This is a genomic window from Stakelama sediminis (genome assembly GCF_014199335.1).
In the GTDB taxonomy this organism is placed as follows: Bacteria; Pseudomonadota; Alphaproteobacteria; order Sphingomonadales; family Sphingomonadaceae; genus Sphingomonas; species Sphingomonas sediminis.
On sequence record NZ_JACIJI010000004.1, the window covers coordinates 82,319 to 100,661 of the forward strand.

Genomic DNA, 18,343 nt, shown 5'->3' on the forward strand with positions numbered 1-18,343 from the left:
TTGGACGAAGTAATCGACATGTTCAACGGGAAGGCAGGGCTGACAGGACGAAAATGGCCAAAGCTGGAATTTGCGGTCCGCATCTCCTAAATTCATCCGACGGTAAAAAGGGAGCGCCCATGTTCCGGCGGCTTGTGAACTATCTGGATTCGATCAAGGCGCGCGATCCTGCGCCGCGTTCACGCATGGAAATCCTGTTATATCCGGGTGTCTGGTCGCTTGGCTTTCACCGGATCGCGCACCGGCTGTTCCGCTGGCGGCTGTATTTCCTGGCGCGGGCGGTCAATCACCTGTCGCGCTTCCTGACCGGCAACGACATTCATCCCGGTGCGACGATCGGGCGCAATTTCTTTATCGATCACGGTTTTACAGTGATCGGCGAAACCGCTGAGATCGGAGATAACGTGACGCTGTACCAGCATGTCACGCTGGGCGGCACCAGCCCCGATAGCGGTGTCGGCGGCAAACGCCACCCCACGCTGCTGGACGGGGCGATCGTCGGGTCGGGCGCGCAGGTGATCGGGCCGGTGACGGTTGGCAGGCGCGCGCGCATCGGGGCGAACTCCGTTGTTACGCGCGACGTGCCCGAAGGCGCGACGATGGTCGGCATTCCCGCACGCCCGACGGTGGTGCAGGGCGGTGCGTCAAAGCCGCAATTCGTGCCCTATGGAACGCCCTGCAGCGAGGTGTTCGATCCGGCGACTCAGCAGCTTGAACTGATGCGCTGTGAGCTGGAAACGATGCGCAAGCGGCTGGACGAATTGCTGGCCGAGCGTGAGGAAACGGAGCGTCGCGACCGCGCCTGATGGGGACGATCGCGCAATTTCCCGGAGGACGTCAGCCAGGGCAGGTCGGTTTCGAACGGCCCGAACTGATGCGTATTCTTGACCTCTATGGACGCATGGTCGCGGCCGGACACTGGAAAGACTATGCCATCGATCTGGGCCGCGAGGCGGCGATCTTTGCCGCCTTTCGCCGTGCCGCCGAGCGACCGGAATACCGTATCGAGAAACGGCCGGCCCTGCGCAATCGTCAGGGGATGTGGGCGCTGATCAACGAAGCGGGCATGGTATTGAAGCGCGGTCACGAACTCGGTCCCGTACTCGCTCCGGTCGAACGCAGGCTGATGAAGCTGGTGGCGGACTGAAAACGACAAAGGCTCCGGGTGTGGCGCCCGAAGCCTCCGTCCTTCGCCTGTCGAGGGTTCAGGGCAGGCGGGGAATGGTTTGTTTATGCGGCGGCGGGCATCTGTACGGGCGGGAGCCGATCCTTCAGGCCGCCCAGCAATGCCACGACCCGTGCCCGCATCGGGTGCCAGAAGGCCGACAGCGTCAGCAATGCCGAGCCGATCACCAGCGCGGTAAAGGCGGTGCTGAGTTCCAGCGCGCCTGCCCGGGTGAAAAGGGCATAGAGCGCGTAGAGCACATAGACGAGGCTGGAAACGAGCAGCGCCCTGCGGTCGACCGCCAGTGCGACGAACCCGAACACCACATAGAGGCCGAGCACCAGTACCGCGACTGCGGGGCCGATATTCTTGTCGAACACGCCCAGCATCTGAAAGATCGAATGCGCGATCATGGGTGCGGCGGCGAGGTGAAGCCAGAAGGCAACGTCCGCCCGGCGGGTTTCGCGCTGCCGGTCGGACATGTCCCAGCGCATGGCGAAACCGAAAACCACCAGTCCGGCGATCAGCAGCACCGGCCAGACGAAGTTGCCGATGGCCGGAACGGCCGCGACAGACAGCGCCACCACGACACCCGTGAGCGCCACCGCGCCCGCGGCAAGCGTGATCGGCACCATGAAGCGACGCCAGTGCAACCAGGCGGCACCGGCGCTCATCAGCCCGATTCCGGCGAGGATCAGCGCGTTGATACGGTCTGGAAGGTCGGGGTCCAGCGACACCATCGTGCCGATCATCGTCGCCGCCACGCCACCGACAAAAGCGAGCAGCAACAGGATGCTGGGCAATGCCATGCGGCGCTGACGGGTGAAATATTCGGCGAGCAGCCATGCCGAAACCGCCACGCCCAGCCCGCCCAGCCAGGGACCGACAATCGCACCGATCTGCGCGACAGCGGCAAGCATCAGAGCGATCGCAATGGCGACGAAGATGTCGTTGAAGCCCGACAGGAGGCGAAAATGCTCCTCATCGACGGCTGGAGCCGCCCTCAGCGATGCAACGTGATTGCGAAACGCGTCCGCTGTTTCGCGCGGGACGATGCCCGCTTCGACCGCCTGATCCAGTTCGCTTTCGCTATACATCCCATCCTCCCTGTATTGCATGACCATAACACCAGAGTGTTACCTGAGCAATACACGAAGACTCGAACGCATTTGGGGATGCTGGGTGAAGATACAGAAAAAGGGCGCGCCGAACCGTTCGACGCGCCCTGAAATTCGTTGCTTAACGACCGCCGCGCTGACGGCAGCCGTCGGTCTGACCCTTTTTGCAGATCGGATAGCTGGCCTTGGGCGGAGGCGGCGGAAATGCCTGATCCGGCGATTCGGACGGTTTGAAAATCACCTGTTGATCCGCCGTCGGCTGCTGGCTCATCGGCGGTGTGGCGGGCATGATCCCGCCCTGGGTCTGGGTAGCCTGCATGGCGCCGCTGGGCGTTGCCATCGAATCGTCTTGCGTTTGCATCGGTTGAGTCGATGTCTGCGCCATTGCAAAAGCAGGCGCGCTGGTCATCAGCGCCGCTGCCACCAATGCTGCGAACTTCATCGGGGGTTCTCCTGATTTGTTACGGCGGCGTTTCTGAGGCCGCGACAACAAGAACGCCCGACTGCGCAAAACTTTCCCGATAAACTCGATTCGATATTTTATTAATTGGAATCAAGGGCATATCCTGCCGATCGCACGGTGCGGATGACATCCGGGCGGCCATTGGAATTGATGGCCTTGCGCAAGCGGCGGATATGCACGTCGACCGTGCGCGATTCGATATCGGAATCATGCCCCCATACTGCGTCGAGCAGGCGTTCGCGTGAAAACACCCAGCCGGGATGTTCAAGGAAATGCCGGAGCAGGCGAAATTCGGTGGGGCCGAGCGGAATCGTCTCGCCGCCGCGCCGGACCTTGTGACCGACCGTATCCATTTCGATATCGCCATAATTGAGCTGCTCACCGGCCAGCGCCGGTCGCACGCGGCGCAGTACGGCGCCGACCCGTGCGACCAGTTCGCGCGGAGAGAATGGCTTGGTGACGTAATCGTCGGCACCGGTTTCCAGCCCCCGGACCCGGTCTTCCTCTTCGCCGCGCGCGGTCAGCATGATGATCGGCACATTGGCGGTTTCGTTCATGCGGCGCAGGCGGCGGCAGACCTCGATCCCCGACAGTCCTTCGACCATCCAGTCGAGCAGGACGATGTCGGGAGCCGCTTCCTTGGCCATCAGCAGCGCCTCTTCGCCGTCCACGGTATGGCGGACGTCGAAATCCTCCCGCTTGAAATGATAGGTCAGCAGCTCGACCAGTGCGGGATCGTCCTCGACCAGCAGCATGCGTGCATGGTGCATATATCAGTTTCCCATAATCGGTACGGTGTCGCCGGTCTCACGCTCGCCCATATATTCGCCGGTGGCGGCATAATAGACCATCTCCGCGACGTTGGTGGCATGGTCGCCGACGCGTTCCAGATTCTTGGCGATGAACAGCATGTGCGCGGCCTGGCTGATGCTTTTCGGATTTTCCATCATGAAGGTCACGAGGGTGCGGAAGATCGAGTTGTAGAAATCGTCGACCGCGCGGTCCTGTTCGCACACATGCACCGCCTTTTCAGGATCGCGCGCGGCAAAGGCGTCGAGAACGTCATGCACCATGTCGGTCGCCATGCTGGCCATGGCGGGCAGCAGCGACAGCGGCTCGATATGACCGCGATCGTCGATGGCGGGCACGCGACGCGCGATATTCTTCGCATAATCGCCGATCCGTTCGACAACGCCCGCGATTTTCAGCGCCGCGACCACTTCACGCAGGTCGTCGGCCATCGGCGCGCGCAGGGCGATCAGGCGGATGGCCAGCTTTTCGACCTCGGTTTCCAGAGCGTCGATTTCCTTGTCGCCGTCGATAATCCGTTGCGCCGCTTCCAGATCGTGGCGGCGCAGCGCGACCATCGACGCTTCGATAGCCGATTCGGCGAGCCCGCCCATATGCGCGATCAGGCCGCGCAGTTCCCCGATATCGTCGTCGAACGCTTTTACCGTATGTTCCATCATTACTGCCTGTCCATTCGGGCATGTCGGCCCGTTCTTGATCCGTCGATATTCCCACGCCGTGGACCATATCGTGTCGTGGCATCCTATCCGACCCGACCGTCATGAGGAAAGAGCCGGATGTGCGCCATGAAAATTCCTGCACAATGTCGCGTCCGGATTCGCCGTTCAGGAGGTGATTTCAGGGCTATGTGTTTCATCTGCGTTACGCTGCGATGACATTGCCAGCGGAAGCAGCACGGTGACGGTGGTGCCCTTGCCGGGGGTGCTGGCGATATCCAGCCGCCCGCGATGCCGTTCGACGATGTGCTTGACGATGGCGAGGCCAAGCCCGGTGCCGCCCATTGCGCGGCTGCGACCCGAATCGACGCGATAAAATCGCTCGGTAAGGCGGACCAGATGATCGGGGTCGACGCCTTCGCCTTCGTCCGCGACGCTCAGGCGCGCCATAGTGTCGCCGTCCGCCCGCAGCGTGATTCGGATCGGAGTATCGGGGCGGCCATATTTCATCGCATTGCCAATGATATTGTGCAGCAGTTGCGAAAGCTGCGCTCGGTCGCCGCGAATCTTCGGACATTTGCCGGACCGGCAATCCAGATCGTTTGCGCGCGGATCGTGAGAACCCCGCAACTCGGCGCAAACCTCTTCGATCACGGCATTGAGATCGACCTCTGCGTCGGGCGCGCGATATTTTTCCGCCTCGATCCGTGACAGGCTCATCAGATCGTCGATCAGCCGCTGCATCCGCACCGCTTCATCGAACATCACCTTCAGGAATCGTTCGCGGGTGTCCGCCTCTTCCCCCGCGCCGTCACGCAGCGTTTCGATAAAGCCCAGGATGGAAGCGAGCGGCGTGCGCAGTTCATGGCTGGCATTGGCGACGAAATCGACCCGCATCCGTTCGGCGGCGTAATTGCCGGTGCGTTCGATCAGATGGACGATGCGGATTTTTGCGCCCGCCTGATGGACGCGCATTTCCCAGCGCTGTTCCCGCGTGCCCAGTCCGACCAGATGGATGGGGTCCATGCTCCGCCCCGGATCGGTGTTGAGCAGATGTTCCGCCGCCGCAGGATGCCGGATGGCAAGGCGTACATCCTCCCCGACGATATGCCTGCCCAACAGGGCGCAGGCGCTGCTGTTGGCGCGGAATACCCGGTTATGGGCGACGATCAGCACGGGTTCTGCGACCGCCTCCAGTATCTCGCTTGCCGGGGGATCGGTCGGTTCCTGCGGCGGAGGCGGAGGAAGGGGCGCGCGGACCGACTCCATGCCGGGCAGGTCCGGCGAGGGTGCTGCGACCAGCACGGCGGCTCCCGCGCCGATCAGGGCGATCAGCGCCGATGCCGTCGATGCGCCCAGCGCCAGGCCGATCAGCGCACAGATCGCGCTCAGCCCCAGGGCTATAATGACCCGCCAAGTGAAAAGATGCTCCATTGCCGTCCCGTTTAGACGCAGAACGGGGATAAACGGTAGAGCCGTTTGATGGCTTTAACTGTCTTTTACCATTGCGAAACCCGTTTCGGGGCAGAATGATGGCATTATGGAAGAAGACCGCACGCCGCAAACGCCGCCCACCGGGCCGCAGCTTGACCGTCGCCGGGCATTGATGCTGGGTGCCGTCGGCACCGCGGCGGTCGTTTCGATCCGTCCGGCGCTGGCGCAGACCGCCGCGTCGGTTTCGACCTGTGAAATTCCCGTGCCCGATCCGGGGCGAGCAGGCAGCTATGTCGCGCCCGACGGGTCGCTGGTGCCTGCCGGAACGCCGGGAGCCTTCCCGCCGCCGCCAATGCCCTTCAAGGGCGAGGATGTGAAGCGCGCGCTGCACGGCGGGCAATTGCCGGGGACGACCTATGAGTCCAATCAGGCCTATATGAAGTATATCCGCCGGCTTCAGTCGGGGAATAGCGGCTTTACCTGCTTCGCCTCGCTGCAAATGCCGCGCGGCTGACGGTGCGGGCGCGTGGGCGTGGTACGCTATCGCGCGGCGGCGCCTGACACGATGCGGCTGGAGCCGCTCGACACCATGACTGCCATTTATCACCGTGCATCCGGGCGCACGCATCTGGTTGCGTCGCCGGTGCCCGAAATCCTGACCGCGCTGGAACAGGGGGACGCGACGGTTCAGCAGTTGCTTGACCGGCTGGCGGCGCAGTACGATCTGGCCGATGGCGAGGCCGGGGCGCTGACGGCGCGGCTGGCCGAACTGGAGGAAGCGGGGCTGGTCGAGCGCGCATGAGGCATGTGTTTGCGGTACGGATCGGGCCGGTGGGCTTTCGCGTCGGTTCCGACTGGCGCGCGCCCGTGGCCGCGCTTGAGCATCTGTATCGCGACTATCCCAAACCCGACGACGATATTCCCGATTTCAGCGTGCGGCTGTTCGCGGCGCGGTTCTGGCGGCGTTTCGTGCGGCCCTCGGTAATGATCGGCGGCGATTATTACCTGCCCGACGCAGCACCGTTGCCGCTGCGGCTGGGGTTGCTGGCCGCCGAAATGGGAATGAACCTGCAAATGGCGCTCGCCCAGCGGCGCTATCTGCTGCTCCACGCCTCTGCGGTCGAGCGTGACGGCCGCGCGCTGGTGATGACGGGTATGTCGGGCGCGGGCAAATCGACGCTGGCCGCACTGCTGATGACGCGCGGCTGGCGGCTGATGGGCGACGAATTCGCGCTGGTCGACCCCGCGACCGGGCTGGTGCATGGCTTTCCCCGGCTGATCAGCCTGAAAAATCAGGCGATCGGGGTGATGGAGGCAGCGTGTCCCGATGGCCGGTTCGGGCCGCTGCAACCCGACACGCCGAAGGGCGATATCCGCCATCTTGTCCCCCATGCGCGCGCGATTCAGGCGATGCGCGATCCCGCGAAACCGGCGCTGATCCTGTTCCCCGGTTTCGGCCATGCCGCCGATGAGCGGCCGGTGCTGCCGGGGGAGGCATTTGTGCGGTTGACTCAGGCATCGACCAATTTTGTCGCAATGGGTGAAACGGGATTTGACGTACTCACCAGTTTGGTAAAGAACACCCCCGCCCGCGCCATCGACTATCCCGACACCGAAACCGCACTGGCGATGGTCGAGCGGTTGTGGAGCGAGATCGTATGAGCGGTGCGCTGCTCGCTGCCACGCTGCGCGATCCGGCGCAGGCGACCGGATATGATGCGCCGACGTGGAACGCGCTGATCGCCGCGGCGCGGGCGGAGCAGTTGATCGGCACGCTGGCCCATCGGCTCGATGGACAGGGCATCTCGGAAGCGGCGCAGCGCATCCTGACCGACGCGCGTGCATCCACCGATCAGGGGCGCATATTGGCATTGTGGGAGGCGGAGGCGTGCCGTCGCGCGCTTGTCACTCTCAACGTGCCGGTCGTGCTGCTGAAGGGCACCGCCTATGTCGCCGCCGATATGAGCGCGGGGCAGGGGCGGATGATCGGCGATCTCGACATCCTCGTCCCGCGCGACCGGATCGAAACGGTTGAACATGCGCTGATCGAGGCGGGCTGGGAATGGGTGAAGCCCGATCCCTATGACGATGCCTATTACCGGCAATGGATGCACGAACTGCCGCCGCTGATCCATCGCGAACGCGACCGGATGATCGACGTGCATCACACCATCCTGCCGCTGACCGCGCAGATTACGCCCGATGCCGATGCGATGATCCGCGACAGCGTGACGTTGGCAAACGGGCTGCGCGTCCTCAATCCGCAGGACATGATCTGTCACGCGGTCGCGCATCTGCTGGCCGATGGCGATCTGGCGGGCGGGATGCGCAACCTGTGGGACATTCACTGCATGTTGAGCGGGTTCGGCACGCAGGGGCTGGAGGAGCGTGCCCGCCTGCACGGTCTGCACCGCCATGTCCGGCGTGCGGCAAGGCTGGCCAATGCGTTGTACGGTACCGCGATTCCGCAGGACTGGCGCACCCGCGACAGTGTCGATGCGCTGTTCAAGAAGCGCCTGCTCGCCCGCGACGGCTGGGGGCAGGTGCGGCCCAAATGGGTCGAGCACGGCTTTTTCATCCGCTCGCACTGGTTGCGGATGCCGCCCGCGATGCTGGCCCGGCATTTGTGGACCAAGTGGCGCAAGGGCCATCGCCCGAACTGACTGGACTTACGTGCAAATCGGCGGCAATCTCGGCCGAAACAGGGGGTAAGGATATGCAGTTTCGGGGTTTTGCGGCGCTCGTCATGGCCGGGGCGCTGGCCGCATGCAGCATGGGCAAAGATGTGCCCGTGGCCGAACAGGCGACGAAGCAGTTTCACGCCATGCTGAATGCCGGACAGTCGGAAGCGATCTACAAGGCGACCGCGCCGGGGATGAAGGCCGCCACCAGCCAGGGCGATTTCGTCAAGCTGCTCGATGCCGTCCATCGCAAGCTGGGCGCGTTTCAGTCGGGCGAGACGCAGGGGTGGAACGATGCCTGGAACAATGGCCGCCACCTGATCACCCTCAACTATCACGCCAAATATGCGCGCGGCGAAGCGAACGAAACCTTCGTCTATCACATCACCGACCACAAGGCGGCGCTATACGGGTACAACGTCAATTCCAATGCGCTGATCGAGAACTGAGCGGCTTCAACTCAAGCGTTCGAGCACAGGTATCAGGTCGGCATAGCGGTCGATTACCGCGTCGGCACCCAGTTCCGCGACCGGGCCATGGGCAAAGCCGAAGCTGACCGCCACGCATGGCACGCCCGCATTGCGCGCGGCGCGGGTGTCGAAGTCCGAATCGCCGACAAATGCCGCCTTGCCGCCGCCGCAGCGTTCGACCATCGCGTCAATCGGCGCGCGGTCGGGTTTGCGTTTGCCCTCGCCCAGCGAATCGCCGCCGATCAGGCAGGCGAAGCGGTCGCGCAGGCCCAGTTCGCGTAGCAACTTGTCGGCGAGGTGTTCGGGTTTGTTGGTGACCACGGCCAGTGTCACCCCGCGTGCTGCCAGCGTATCGAGGGCCGTTTCCACACCGGGAAAGGCGTGCGTCTCCAACGCGATATGCGCTGCGTAATAGTCGATCATCCTGTCGTAGAGCGCGTCGAAGCCGGTATTGGGACATCCGCCGGTTGCCTCCAGCGCGCGGCGCAGCATCCGGGGCGATCCGCCGCCGATAAAGGTCAGCACCTGTTCGCGTGACACCGGGGCGCGGCCCAGTTCGGCAAGCGCGATATTGACCGAACTGGTCAGGTCGCCGCTGCTATCCACCAGTGTTCCGTCAAGGTCGAAGCCGATGATGGCGAAGGGAAAGTCGGACATGGCGCCGTCTTTGCCCGCAAGCTTGTGGAAATGGCAACCATATCGTGGCAGGCACGGGCCGCTCACACCGCCTGATGGAGACCATGATGCCGTCCACGCCGATTGCCGCGATCATCCTTGCCGCCGGAAAGGGCACGCGGATGAAGTCCGATCTGCACAAGGTGCTGCATCCCATTGCCGGGCGACCGATGCTGCTCCACCTGATCGACAGTTTCGATGCGGCGGGTGCGGCGAAGCGCGTGGTCGTTATCGGCTCGGCACGCGAACAGATCGAGGCGGCGGTGGCGGAGCGCAACGTCGATCTGGCGCTTCAGTCCGAACAACTCGGCACCGCGCACGCCACGCAGATGGCGAAGGACGCGCTGACCGGTTTCGACGGCACGGTGATCGTCGCGTTCGGCGATACGCCGTTCCTGAAACCCGAAACCATTACCCGGCTGGCCGGTGCGCTGGAGGGGGAGGGCGCACCGCGTATCGCCGTGCTGGGCTTCCGCCCCGATGATGCCAAGGCCTATGGCCGGATCATCGCGGACGATGAGGGCGCGATTGCCAAGATGGTCGAATTTAAGGATGCGAATGCCGCAGAACGGGCCGTCACGCTATGCAATTCGGGCGTCACCGCGGTGCGCGCCGCCGATTTGTGGCCGCTGCTCGACCGGGTCGGCAATGACAATGCGGCGGGCGAATATTATCTGCCCGATATCGTCATGCTGGCGCTGGCCGACGGCGACCGGGCGCAGGTGATCGAAACCGATGCGGATGAGGTTATCGGCATCAACAGCCGTGCCGAGCTCGCTTATGCCGAGCATCGCTGGCAACAGGCGCGCCGGGCGCAGGCGATGGCCGATGGTGCGACTCTGATCGCACCGGAAACGGTGTGGTTCGCCTATGACACGCAGGTCGGCCGCGATGTGGTGATCGAACCCAATGTGGTGTTCGGCCCCGGTGTGGAGGTTGCCGATCATGTCGTCCTCCACGCCTTCAGTCATCTGGAGGGCGCGCGCGTCGCCGGCGGTGCCTCGGTCGGTCCCTATGCCCGGCTGCGCCCCGGCGCGGTGCTGGAGGAAGATGCGAAGGTCGGCAACTTCGTCGAGATGAAAAAGGCGGTGCTGGGCAAGGGCGCGAAGGCAAGCCACCTGACTTATCTGGGCGATGCGCAGGTCGGCGCGGGTGCGAATATCGGCGCGGGTACCATCACCTGCAATTATGACGGCTATTTCAAATACCGGACGGTGATCGGGGAGGGGGCGTTTATCGGCTCCAACTCCGCGCTGGTCGCACCCGTCACCATCGGCGACGGCGCGCTGGTTGCCGCCGGATCAGTGGTGACGCGCGATGTGGAGGCCGATGCGCTGTGCCTTGTCCGTCCGCCGCAGGAGGCGAAACCCGGCTGGGCCAAACGCTTTCGCGAACGGATGCTGGCGCGTAAGAAGGGGTGACGGATCAAGGGGGTGCGCTATGTTCCTGTGGCTGCGTTTTTGCAGGCGGAAGCGTTCAGCCCCTGTTATGTATTTCCATGCTGTTGCATAGCGTTTTGACGCAATCTTCACGGGTCGAAAGGTAGCACGCATTCATGTGTGGCATTGTTGGCATCATCAGTAACGAAGACGTGGCGGACCGGCTGGTCGACGGGCTCAAGCGGCTGGAATATCGCGGCTATGACTCCGCCGGGGTCTGCACCATCCATGACGGCGTGCTCGAACGTCGCCGGGCGGAGGGCAAGCTCGCCAATCTGGTCCGCGAAGTGCATGGCGAACCGCTGCCGGGGCATGTCGGCATCGCGCATACCCGCTGGGCCACGCATGGTGCGCCGACCACCAGCAACGCGCACCCGCATGCGACGAAGGAAGTCGCGCTGGTCCACAACGGCATTATCGAAAATTTCAAGGCGCTGCGCGAGGAATTGCAGGGTCGTGGCCGCCATTTCGACAGCGAAACCGATACCGAAGTCGTCGCCCATCTGGTGAGCGAAAAGGTCGAGGGCGGTATGTCGCCCGCCGATGCGGTCAAAGAGGTGCTGCCGCGTCTGCACGGGGCGTTCGCGCTCGCCATTCTGTTCCGTCAGCATCCCGACATGCTGATCGGCGCGCGGCTGGGGTCGCCGCTGGTCGTCGGCTATGGCGATGGCGAGACCTATCTGGGGTCGGATGCGCTGGCGCTGGCACCGCTGACCCAGAAAATTTCCTATCTGGAAGAAGGCGACTGGGTGATCGCGACGCGAGACGGCGCGGAGATTTTCGACAAGGACAATAATCCGGTCGAACGCCCGATCACCATTTCGGGCGTCACCGGCGCGCTGATCGACAAGGGCAATCACCGCCACTTCATGCAGAAGGAGATTTACGAGCAGCCGATCGTCGTCGCCCAGACGCTGCGCAGCTATCTGCAACGGCTGGAAGACCGGGTGACGCTGCCCGTGCCCAATTTCGATCTCGATACGATCAGCCGCGTGACCATCGTCGCGTGCGGCACCAGCTTTTACGCCGGAATGGTCGCAAAATACTGGTTCGAACAGTTCGCGCGCGTGCCCGTCGATATCGATGTCGCCAGCGAGTTTCGCTATCGCGCGCCGGTGATGGAGGATGGCGGGCTGATGATCGTCATCAGCCAGTCGGGGGAAACCGCCGACACGCTCGCAGCGCTGCGCCATGCCAAGGAAGAGGGTCAGAAGATCGCCGCCGTCGTCAACGTGCCGACCAGCACCATGGCGCGCGAGGCCGACCTGTTGCTGCCCACCCATGCCGGGCCGGAAATCGGGGTCGCTTCGACCAAGGCCTTTACCTGCCAGCTTGCGGTGCTGGCAGCGCTCGCCGCCAATCTGGCGCGGGCCAAGGGCAAGCTGTCGCCTGCGGAGGAAAAGGCGGTCGTCAAGCATCTTGCCGAAGCGCCCGCCGCGCTCAACGCGGCCCTTGCCTATGACGAATCGATCGAGGCGATGGCGGGTACCATCGCGGGTGCGCGCGACGTGCTCTATCTGGGGCGCGGCACCGATTATCCGCTCGCGCTGGAAGGGGCGCTGAAGCTCAAGGAAATCAGCTATATCCATGCCGAGGGCTATGCTGCGGGCGAGATGAAGCACGGACCGATCGCGCTGATCGACGAAAACGTCCCCGTCATCGTCATCGCGCCGTCGGGGCCGCTGTTCGAAAAAACCGTCAGCAATATGCAGGAGGTGCAGGCGCGCGGCGGCAAGGTGGTGCTGATTTCCGACTATGACGGCATTCAGGCGGCGGGCGACGGGTGTCTGGCCACCATCACCATGCCCAAGGTCCATCCGCTGATCGCGCCGCTGGTCTATGCCGTGCCGGTGCAGTTGCTCGCCTATCACGTCGCGGTGGCCAAGGGCACCGATGTCGATCAGCCGCGCAACCTGGCCAAGAGCGTCACGGTGGAGTGACGGAGGCGCGCTACCTGATCGTTGCGTTCGTCATTGCGAGTCCGGCATAGCCGGACGAAGCAATCTCCTGCATTGGCCGGAGATTGCTTCGCTGCGGGAGAGGAAAATGTCGACAGGAAGGCGAATATTCGAAGCACTAATTTTCACCGTCCTTTTCGCTTGGGGTGTTGCGAGTTTTGTCCAAGGCGCGGCTATCAGTCTTTTCATCCAAAATAGCGATCAATCTCACGCGGGGGATTTTATCGGCATTTTGTATTCAAGCGTTATTATTGCATTTTTCGTAGGAATTTTTCGAGCCAGAATAGCTTCTATTCTATCATTTTTATTGGGATTGATTCTCATATACTGGTTAATGGCAAGTGATGGATTTTCTCATGATGCCATGACTACGAAGGCATTGTTCTGGAGCATTATTATCAGACCTTTTCTTGCTGGCGCATTGCTTCTTATTGTTTCATCCATCGGACCTGCAGGGCAATTTTTGCGCTCAAAACGATAAACCGCTGATTCGTTGACCAAAACACGTCATCCCAGCTTGCGCTGGGATGACGATTTGGGCGCCGAGAAACGGGCTGCGTGTTGCGGTGGCGCGTTAGTCGCTGTCCTCCAGTGGATAGCGGGCGACCGCTTCGTAGCTGGCGCCTTCGCTGCCCAGCGTGCTTTCGTAGAGCAGGAAGTGGGTGAAGCGTATCGGTGGCGAGGTAAGCGGTGAAGCTTCGGCGAGAAACCGGTCGACCGGCCCGGCGCTGCGGTTGAGGCGCGCCAGCGTGATATGCGGAAGATAGGCGCGGCGTTCCGGTTCCAGCCCCAGTCGTACCAGCGCCCGGTCGATCTTGCGATGCAGCTGCGTGATGGCGTCATGCGGGGCCAGACCTGCCCAGACGGCATTGGGACGGCCCTTGCTGTCGAATTGTCCGACGCCCGCAAGTGCCAGATCGAGCGCGGGAAAGCGCACATTGCCCAGTGCCAGGGCGATATCCTCGGCCAGCGGACGCTCCGCTTCACCGATGAAGCGCAGGGTAATGTGCAGTTGCTCGGGCGACTGCCAGCGCGCATGGTCGATACCGGCCATCAGCGGCATCAGCAGGTCGCGCATCGCGGCGGGCGGGCGCAGTCCGACAAAAAGACGATGCATAACCCGGTAATCCTTAACCCTTCATGGCTGGAAATTCGATCCGGTTTTGCTTGAAAAACTGCGAACTAATCGCGATATTCGCTTTATCCGGCATCGTTGCCGGGCAAAGGAGTTTATGATGGCTAACTGGTCTGATCCCCGGACGACCGCCGCTCGATTTGCGACGGGCGCTGGCGCACAAGCGCAAGCGTACGACGCGGGGCTGCGGTCCTACATGCTTTCGGTCTATAATTATATGGCCTCCGGCGTCCTGCTCACCGGCATCGTCGCGATGCTGTTTTCGATGGGCGGCATCACCTCGCCCGCCGCGCAGGTGTTCATCCATGGCGGTATCCTGAAATGGGTTATCATGCTGTCGCCGCTGGCGATCGTGTTTGCGATGAGCTTCGGTCAGGCGCGGATGCAAACCTCGACCCTGCAAATGCTCTATTGGGCGTTCGCGGTGCTGATGGGATTGTCGCTGTCGACGATTTTCCTCGTCTATTCGGGCACGTCGATCGCGCAGGCATTCTTCGCGACCGCCGCCGGTTTCGCGGGGCTTAGCCTCTATGGCTACACCACGAAGAAAGACCTGTCGGCGATGGGTACCTTCCTCATCATGGGGCTGGTCGGCCTGATCGTGGCGATGCTGATCAATCTGTTCGTGCAGTCGAGCACGCTGAACCTGGTGATTTCGTTCGCCGGAGTGCTGATTTTCGCAGGGCTGACCGCCTATGACACGCAGAAGATCAAGAGCATGTATGCCCATGTCGCGGGTACGGACATGATGGGCAAGGTCGTGATCATGGGGGCGCTGAACCTCTATCTCGACTTCATCAACATGTTCCTGTTCCTGCTGCGCCTGATGGGTAACGGCCGTAACTGATCGCGCCTTTTGAGCGTGGGAGCTGAGGTCCGGCGGGGAAACCTGCCGGGCCTTTCGCATTTGTCGGGAACGCCGCACTGCGCGGGCCGTTGACTCTGCAACAACGGGAGAACCGATATGGCAGACGACAAACGCGAACAGGTGATCGACGAACGTGCGACCGACAGCATTTCCGTCACGCCGCCCGAACCGGATGCGGCGGACAAGGAGCAGGAGCAGCGCGACCTCGACGAGGAACTGAACGAGTCGATGGATGCGTCCGATCCTCCGGCGAGCACACAGCCGGTGCACAAGTCGGGGGATTGAGCGCGAAAGAGGCATCGGGCTAAACACAGGGGCGGTTAAATGACGGACGGGGGCACGCCGCAGGGCTGGCGCGAGCATATTGTGCTCTACGCCGCGCTGGCGGCAAATCTGGGCATTGCCGTCGCCAAATTCGTGGCAGCCGGGATAACCGGCTCGTCGTCCATGCTGACCGAGGGATTTCACTCGGTCGTCGACAGCGGCAATCAGGTGCTGATGCTCTATGGCGAGCATCGTGCCAAACGCCCGCCTGACAGCAGCCGCCCCTTCGGCTATGGCCGCGAACTCTATTTCTGGAGTTTCGTCGTCGCGATCCTGATTTTCGCGATCGGTGCGGGCTTCTCCATCTATGAAGGCTGGGTGCATGTGCAGGAGCCGGAGGCGCTGCGCGATCCGCTCATCAACTATATCGTGCTGGGCGTTGCCGCGCTGATGGAAGGCAGTAGCTGGACCGTCGCGGTTCGGGAGTTTGCGCAGGCCAAGGGCAGAAGTAGCTGGTGGGGTGCCATCCGCGATTCGAAAGACCCCAGCAGCTTCATCGTCCTGTTCGAAGACAGCGCCGCGCTGGCCGGACTGGCGGTGGCGGCAATCGGTGTCTGGGCAAGCCATTATTTCAACGCGCCATGGATGGATGGGATCGCCTCTATCGTCATCGGCGGCATCCTGGGGCTGGTGGCGATCCTGCTGGCGCGCGAAGCGAAAGGGCTGCTGATCGGCGAACCTGCCGATCCGGAAGTGATTGAGGCGATCCGGCGCATTGTCGCGGCCCATCCCGGCATTTCCGGCGTCAATCACGTGCGTACCATCCATACATCGCCCGAAACGATCTTCGTCGCGGTCAGCGCCGATTTCGACGATGCGCTGGCCATGGGAGAGGCGGAAACGCTGATCGAAACAATCGAACAGCGCCTGCGTCACGATATGCCCAGACTATCCTCCATCTATATCCGCCCGGAAAAGAAGGAGGACGCCGTCGCCAGCCGGGAGGAGGGCGACGGGCTATAGAAATCGGTCTATTTCTTCTGCTTCTTCAGGATATCGAGTGCGGCGGCCGTCATCGCCTCGGTGGCGGTGCTGATGACCGCGACGGCATCGGGTGCCCAGTGCGCACTATGTAGAGGCGGCAGTTCCAGTTCCCCCTTCTTGAACGCCTCCCACTGCGTTTTCGGTACGCCGCCGACCATGAAGATCAGGCTCTGCATGGATTTGTCGGCGCGATAATATTGGCCGAAATCCTCTCCGCCCATGGTGGCTGGAATCTGCATGACATGGTCGTCGCCGAAGCGTTTGGCGAACAGGAGCATCATCTCCCCCGACAAAGGCTCGGTATTGTAGGTGGCGGGCGTATAATCGTCCTTCACCGTCACCACCGGCATCTTGTCCTTCGGCATCCCGGCTGCCACCGCCTCGCCACGGGCGATGCGGGCAATGCCGTCGAGCAGCTTTTTGCGCGTCTCGTCACTATAACTGCGCACGGTGAGCAGCAGCGTCGCCTTGTCCGGAATGACATTGTGCGTGGCGCCGGCCTGAAAGCTGCCGACGGTCACCACGGCGGGCGATTGCGGGTCTGTTTCCCGGCTGACCAGCGTCTGTAACGTGCCGACAATTCGCGACGCGAGCACGATCGGATCCTTGGTCGCGTTGGGATAGGCGCCATGTCCGCCGATGCCCTTCACCACGATATCGACGGAATCGACATTGGCGAGCGCATAGCCCGAATGAATGCCGATGGTGCCCGCAGGCATATTCGCCGCATCATGAAAGGCGAGGGCGAAATCCGGCTTGGGGAATCGCGTGAAGAGGCCGTCGGCCAGCATCATGCGTGCGCCCTTGCCGATTTCCTCCGCAGGCTGGGCGACCATCACCAGCGTTCCCGACCAGTCATCCTTCATCGCCGCCAGATTACGCAGCGTGCCGACCCAGGTCGCCATATGGGTGTCATGGCCGCAGGCGTGCATGACGCCGGTTTCCACCCCGGTTGCGGTCGTGGTGCGAACCTTCGATGCGTAAGGCAGGCCGGTTTCTTCGGTCACCGGCAGCGCGTCCATGTCGGTGCGGATCATCAGCGTCGGCCCGTCGCCATTTTTCAGCACCGCAACGACGCCGGTGCCGCCGACATGTTCGGTCACGGTAAAACCGGCTGCACGCGCAGCCGCAGCCAGCTTCGCCGCGGTGGCGTTCTCATGCAGGCTGAGTTCCGGATGCGCGTGCAGATCCTTGTAGAGCGTCAGCAGCGACGGCATCTCTTCGGTCGTGGCGTCATGAACTTCATCGGCACTTGCAGGAGCACCAATGGAGAGTGCGGCAGCCGCGCCTGCCAGCAATAGTGAACGGATCATTTTCATCTCCCCCTGGGCAGGTCAGTTTCGACGCTCAGGGGGAGAATTGGCAAGAGGTTTATGCCGCTGTCCAGCCGCCGTCGATGGAATAGTTGGCGCCGGTGATCGCCTTGGCTTCATCGCGACACAGGAAAACGGCAAGCGCGGCGACTTCCTCCGGCTGGACGAATTCCTTGGTCGGCTGCGCTTCCAGCAGAACGTCGTTCATCACCTGCTCGCGCGTCATGTTGCGCGAGGACATGGTATCGGGAATCTGCTTTTCGACCAGCGGCGTCCAGACATAGCCCGGCGAAATGCAGTTGACGGTGATGCCGTCGGTCGCGGTTTCCAGCGCAACCGTCTTGGTCAGACCGGCAATGCCGTGCTTGGCCATGATATAGGCGGTCTTGTTGGGGCTGGCGACCAGGCTGTGCGCAGATGCGGTGGACAGGATGCGGCCCCAGCCCTTTTTCTTCATATAAGGCACGGCCGCGCGCATCATGTACCAGGCCGAGGTCAGGTTGATCTTGATGATCGCTTCAAATTTTTCGGGCGGGAAATCCTCGATCTTCGCGACATGCTGGATGCCGGCATTGTTGACGATGATATCGGGGCCGCCCAGTTCGTCATGACAGCGTTTGACCATTGCCTCGATCTCGTCCGGCTTGGTCATGTCGGCGGCATCATACAGCGCCTTGGCTCCGCTGGTGTTGGCCAGCGCGGCGCGTTCCTTTTCGATCGCATCCTCATCGCCGAATCCGTTGATCATCACCGCCGCGCCCTCAGCCGCGAACGCCTTGGCGTAGGCGAGGCCGATGCCGGAAGTCGATCCGGTGACGATGACGCTCTTGCCCTTCAGAAACATTGCATT

Annotated in this window: 22 protein-coding genes; 13 read left to right on the forward strand and 9 right to left on the reverse strand. The window is 62.5% G+C overall.

Features of this window, described 5'->3' with window-relative positions; all coding sequences use genetic code 11:
* The first annotated feature begins 119 nt into the window (after positions 1-119).
* On the forward strand, positions 120-806 hold the full coding sequence (gene epsC / locus FHR23_RS11380) for a serine O-acetyltransferase EpsC (RefSeq protein WP_184004050.1): 687 nt from the start codon (positions 120-122) through the stop codon (positions 804-806).
* Positions 806-1,147, forward strand: coding sequence for a DUF2794 domain-containing protein (locus FHR23_RS11385; protein WP_184004052.1), 342 nt, complete (start codon positions 806-808; stop codon positions 1,145-1,147). The genes epsC and FHR23_RS11385 overlap by 1 nt, the downstream gene beginning before the upstream one ends.
* Positions 1,148-1,230: 83 nt before the next feature.
* Here the strand turns inward: FHR23_RS11385 and FHR23_RS11390 are convergent, their stop codons facing one another.
* From FHR23_RS11390 to FHR23_RS11410, 5 genes are all read right to left on the reverse strand, one after another.
* A complete protein-coding gene (locus FHR23_RS11390; protein WP_184004054.1) occupies positions 1,231-2,262 on the reverse strand; it encodes a hypothetical protein in 1,032 nt (343 codons plus the stop codon).
* 142 nt (positions 2,263-2,404) lie between these two features.
* Complete coding sequence (locus FHR23_RS11395) at positions 2,405-2,725, reverse strand: hypothetical protein (protein ID WP_184004056.1); 321 nt, start codon at positions 2,723-2,725, stop codon at positions 2,405-2,407.
* A 101-nt stretch (positions 2,726-2,826) separates the two neighbouring features.
* Positions 2,827-3,516 (reverse strand): phosphate regulon transcriptional regulator PhoB, encoded by a 690-nt coding sequence (phoB, locus tag FHR23_RS11400; protein ID WP_184004058.1) that lies wholly within the window; start codon positions 3,514-3,516, stop codon positions 2,827-2,829.
* Between the two features lie 3 nt (positions 3,517-3,519).
* Positions 3,520-4,215: a phosphate signaling complex protein PhoU gene (gene phoU, locus FHR23_RS11405; RefSeq protein ID WP_184004060.1), complete on the reverse strand. Its 696-nt coding sequence runs from the start codon at positions 4,213-4,215 to the stop codon at positions 3,520-3,522.
* Positions 4,216-4,380: 165 nt separating this feature from the next.
* Complete coding sequence (locus FHR23_RS11410; RefSeq protein ID WP_184004062.1) at positions 4,381-5,646, reverse strand: sensor histidine kinase; 1,266 nt, start codon at positions 5,644-5,646, stop codon at positions 4,381-4,383.
* Between the two features lie 106 nt (positions 5,647-5,752).
* Here FHR23_RS11410 and FHR23_RS11415 point away from each other — a divergent pair, with 106 nt between their 5' ends.
* The 5 genes from FHR23_RS11415 to FHR23_RS11435 are packed head-to-tail and all read left to right on the forward strand — an operon-like array spanning position 5,753 to position 8,776.
* Positions 5,753-6,160 carry a hypothetical protein gene (locus FHR23_RS11415; protein WP_184004064.1) on the forward strand — a complete coding sequence of 136 codons (408 nt, stop codon included), beginning with the start codon at positions 5,753-5,755 and terminating at the stop codon, positions 6,158-6,160.
* An 18-nt stretch (positions 6,161-6,178) separates the two neighbouring features.
* A complete protein-coding gene (locus FHR23_RS11420) occupies positions 6,179-6,448 on the forward strand; it encodes an HPr-rel-A system PqqD family peptide chaperone (protein ID WP_343043120.1) in 270 nt (89 codons plus the stop codon).
* Positions 6,445-7,308 carry an HprK-related kinase A gene (locus FHR23_RS11425; protein WP_184004066.1) on the forward strand — a complete coding sequence of 288 codons (864 nt, stop codon included), beginning with the start codon at positions 6,445-6,447 and terminating at the stop codon, positions 7,306-7,308. Before FHR23_RS11420 ends, FHR23_RS11425 begins: the two co-directional genes overlap by 4 nt.
* Complete coding sequence (locus FHR23_RS11430; RefSeq protein WP_184004068.1) at positions 7,305-8,309, forward strand: nucleotidyltransferase domain-containing protein; 1,005 nt, start codon at positions 7,305-7,307, stop codon at positions 8,307-8,309. Before FHR23_RS11425 ends, FHR23_RS11430 begins: the two co-directional genes overlap by 4 nt.
* Before the next feature lie 53 nt (positions 8,310-8,362).
* The gene (locus FHR23_RS11435) at positions 8,363-8,776 is read left to right on the forward strand and encodes a hypothetical protein (protein ID WP_184004070.1); all 414 of its coding nucleotides are present in this window, start codon (positions 8,363-8,365) and stop codon (positions 8,774-8,776) included.
* A 6-nt stretch (positions 8,777-8,782) separates the two neighbouring features.
* Here FHR23_RS11435 and gph read toward each other — a convergent pair whose 3' ends face one another.
* Positions 8,783-9,454: a phosphoglycolate phosphatase gene (gene gph / locus FHR23_RS11440; protein WP_184004072.1), complete on the reverse strand. Its 672-nt coding sequence runs from the start codon at positions 9,452-9,454 to the stop codon at positions 8,783-8,785.
* Between the two features lie 74 nt (positions 9,455-9,528).
* Between gph and glmU the strand changes: the two genes are divergently transcribed.
* The 3 genes from glmU (at position 9,529) to FHR23_RS11455 (ending at position 13,350) form a co-directional block, all read left to right on the forward strand.
* Positions 9,529-10,893 (forward strand): bifunctional UDP-N-acetylglucosamine diphosphorylase/glucosamine-1-phosphate N-acetyltransferase GlmU, encoded by a 1,365-nt coding sequence (gene glmU / locus FHR23_RS11445; protein WP_184004401.1) that lies wholly within the window; start codon positions 9,529-9,531, stop codon positions 10,891-10,893.
* Positions 10,894-11,027: 134 nt separating this feature from the next.
* On the forward strand, positions 11,028-12,851 hold the full coding sequence (gene glmS, locus FHR23_RS11450) for a glutamine--fructose-6-phosphate transaminase (isomerizing) (RefSeq protein ID WP_184004074.1): 1,824 nt from the start codon (positions 11,028-11,030) through the stop codon (positions 12,849-12,851).
* Positions 12,852-12,957: 106 nt separating this feature from the next.
* Entirely contained in the window at positions 12,958-13,350 is a 393-nt protein-coding gene (locus FHR23_RS11455) for a hypothetical protein (protein WP_221227506.1), read from the forward strand.
* 93 nt (positions 13,351-13,443) lie between these two features.
* On the opposite strand, the gene thpR is transcribed toward FHR23_RS11455, so the two are convergent.
* Complete coding sequence (gene thpR / locus FHR23_RS11460) at positions 13,444-13,986, reverse strand: RNA 2',3'-cyclic phosphodiesterase (RefSeq protein ID WP_184004078.1); 543 nt, start codon at positions 13,984-13,986, stop codon at positions 13,444-13,446.
* Positions 13,987-14,104: 118 nt separating this feature from the next.
* Here thpR and FHR23_RS11465 point away from each other — a divergent pair, with 118 nt between their 5' ends.
* From FHR23_RS11465 to FHR23_RS11475, 3 genes are all read left to right on the forward strand, one after another.
* On the forward strand, positions 14,105-14,851 hold the full coding sequence (locus FHR23_RS11465; protein WP_184004080.1) for a Bax inhibitor-1/YccA family protein: 747 nt from the start codon (positions 14,105-14,107) through the stop codon (positions 14,849-14,851).
* A 117-nt stretch (positions 14,852-14,968) separates the two neighbouring features.
* A complete protein-coding gene (locus FHR23_RS11470; protein ID WP_184004082.1) occupies positions 14,969-15,157 on the forward strand; it encodes a hypothetical protein in 189 nt (62 codons plus the stop codon).
* 39 nt (positions 15,158-15,196) lie between these two features.
* Positions 15,197-16,159, forward strand: coding sequence for a cation diffusion facilitator family transporter (locus FHR23_RS11475; RefSeq protein WP_184004084.1), 963 nt, complete (start codon positions 15,197-15,199; stop codon positions 16,157-16,159).
* An 8-nt stretch (positions 16,160-16,167) separates the two neighbouring features.
* On the opposite strand, the gene FHR23_RS11480 is transcribed toward FHR23_RS11475, so the two are convergent.
* Together FHR23_RS11480 and FHR23_RS11485 are read right to left on the reverse strand one after the other, a co-directional pair.
* The gene (locus FHR23_RS11480; RefSeq protein WP_221227507.1) at positions 16,168-17,493 is read right to left on the reverse strand and encodes an amidohydrolase; all 1,326 of its coding nucleotides are present in this window, start codon (positions 17,491-17,493) and stop codon (positions 16,168-16,170) included.
* A gap of 58 nt (positions 17,494-17,551) precedes the next feature.
* Positions 17,552-18,337, reverse strand: a complete 786-nt coding sequence (locus FHR23_RS11485; protein WP_184004088.1) for a 3-hydroxybutyrate dehydrogenase — start codon at positions 18,335-18,337, stop codon at positions 17,552-17,554.
* Positions 18,338-18,343 lie beyond the last annotated feature (6 nt).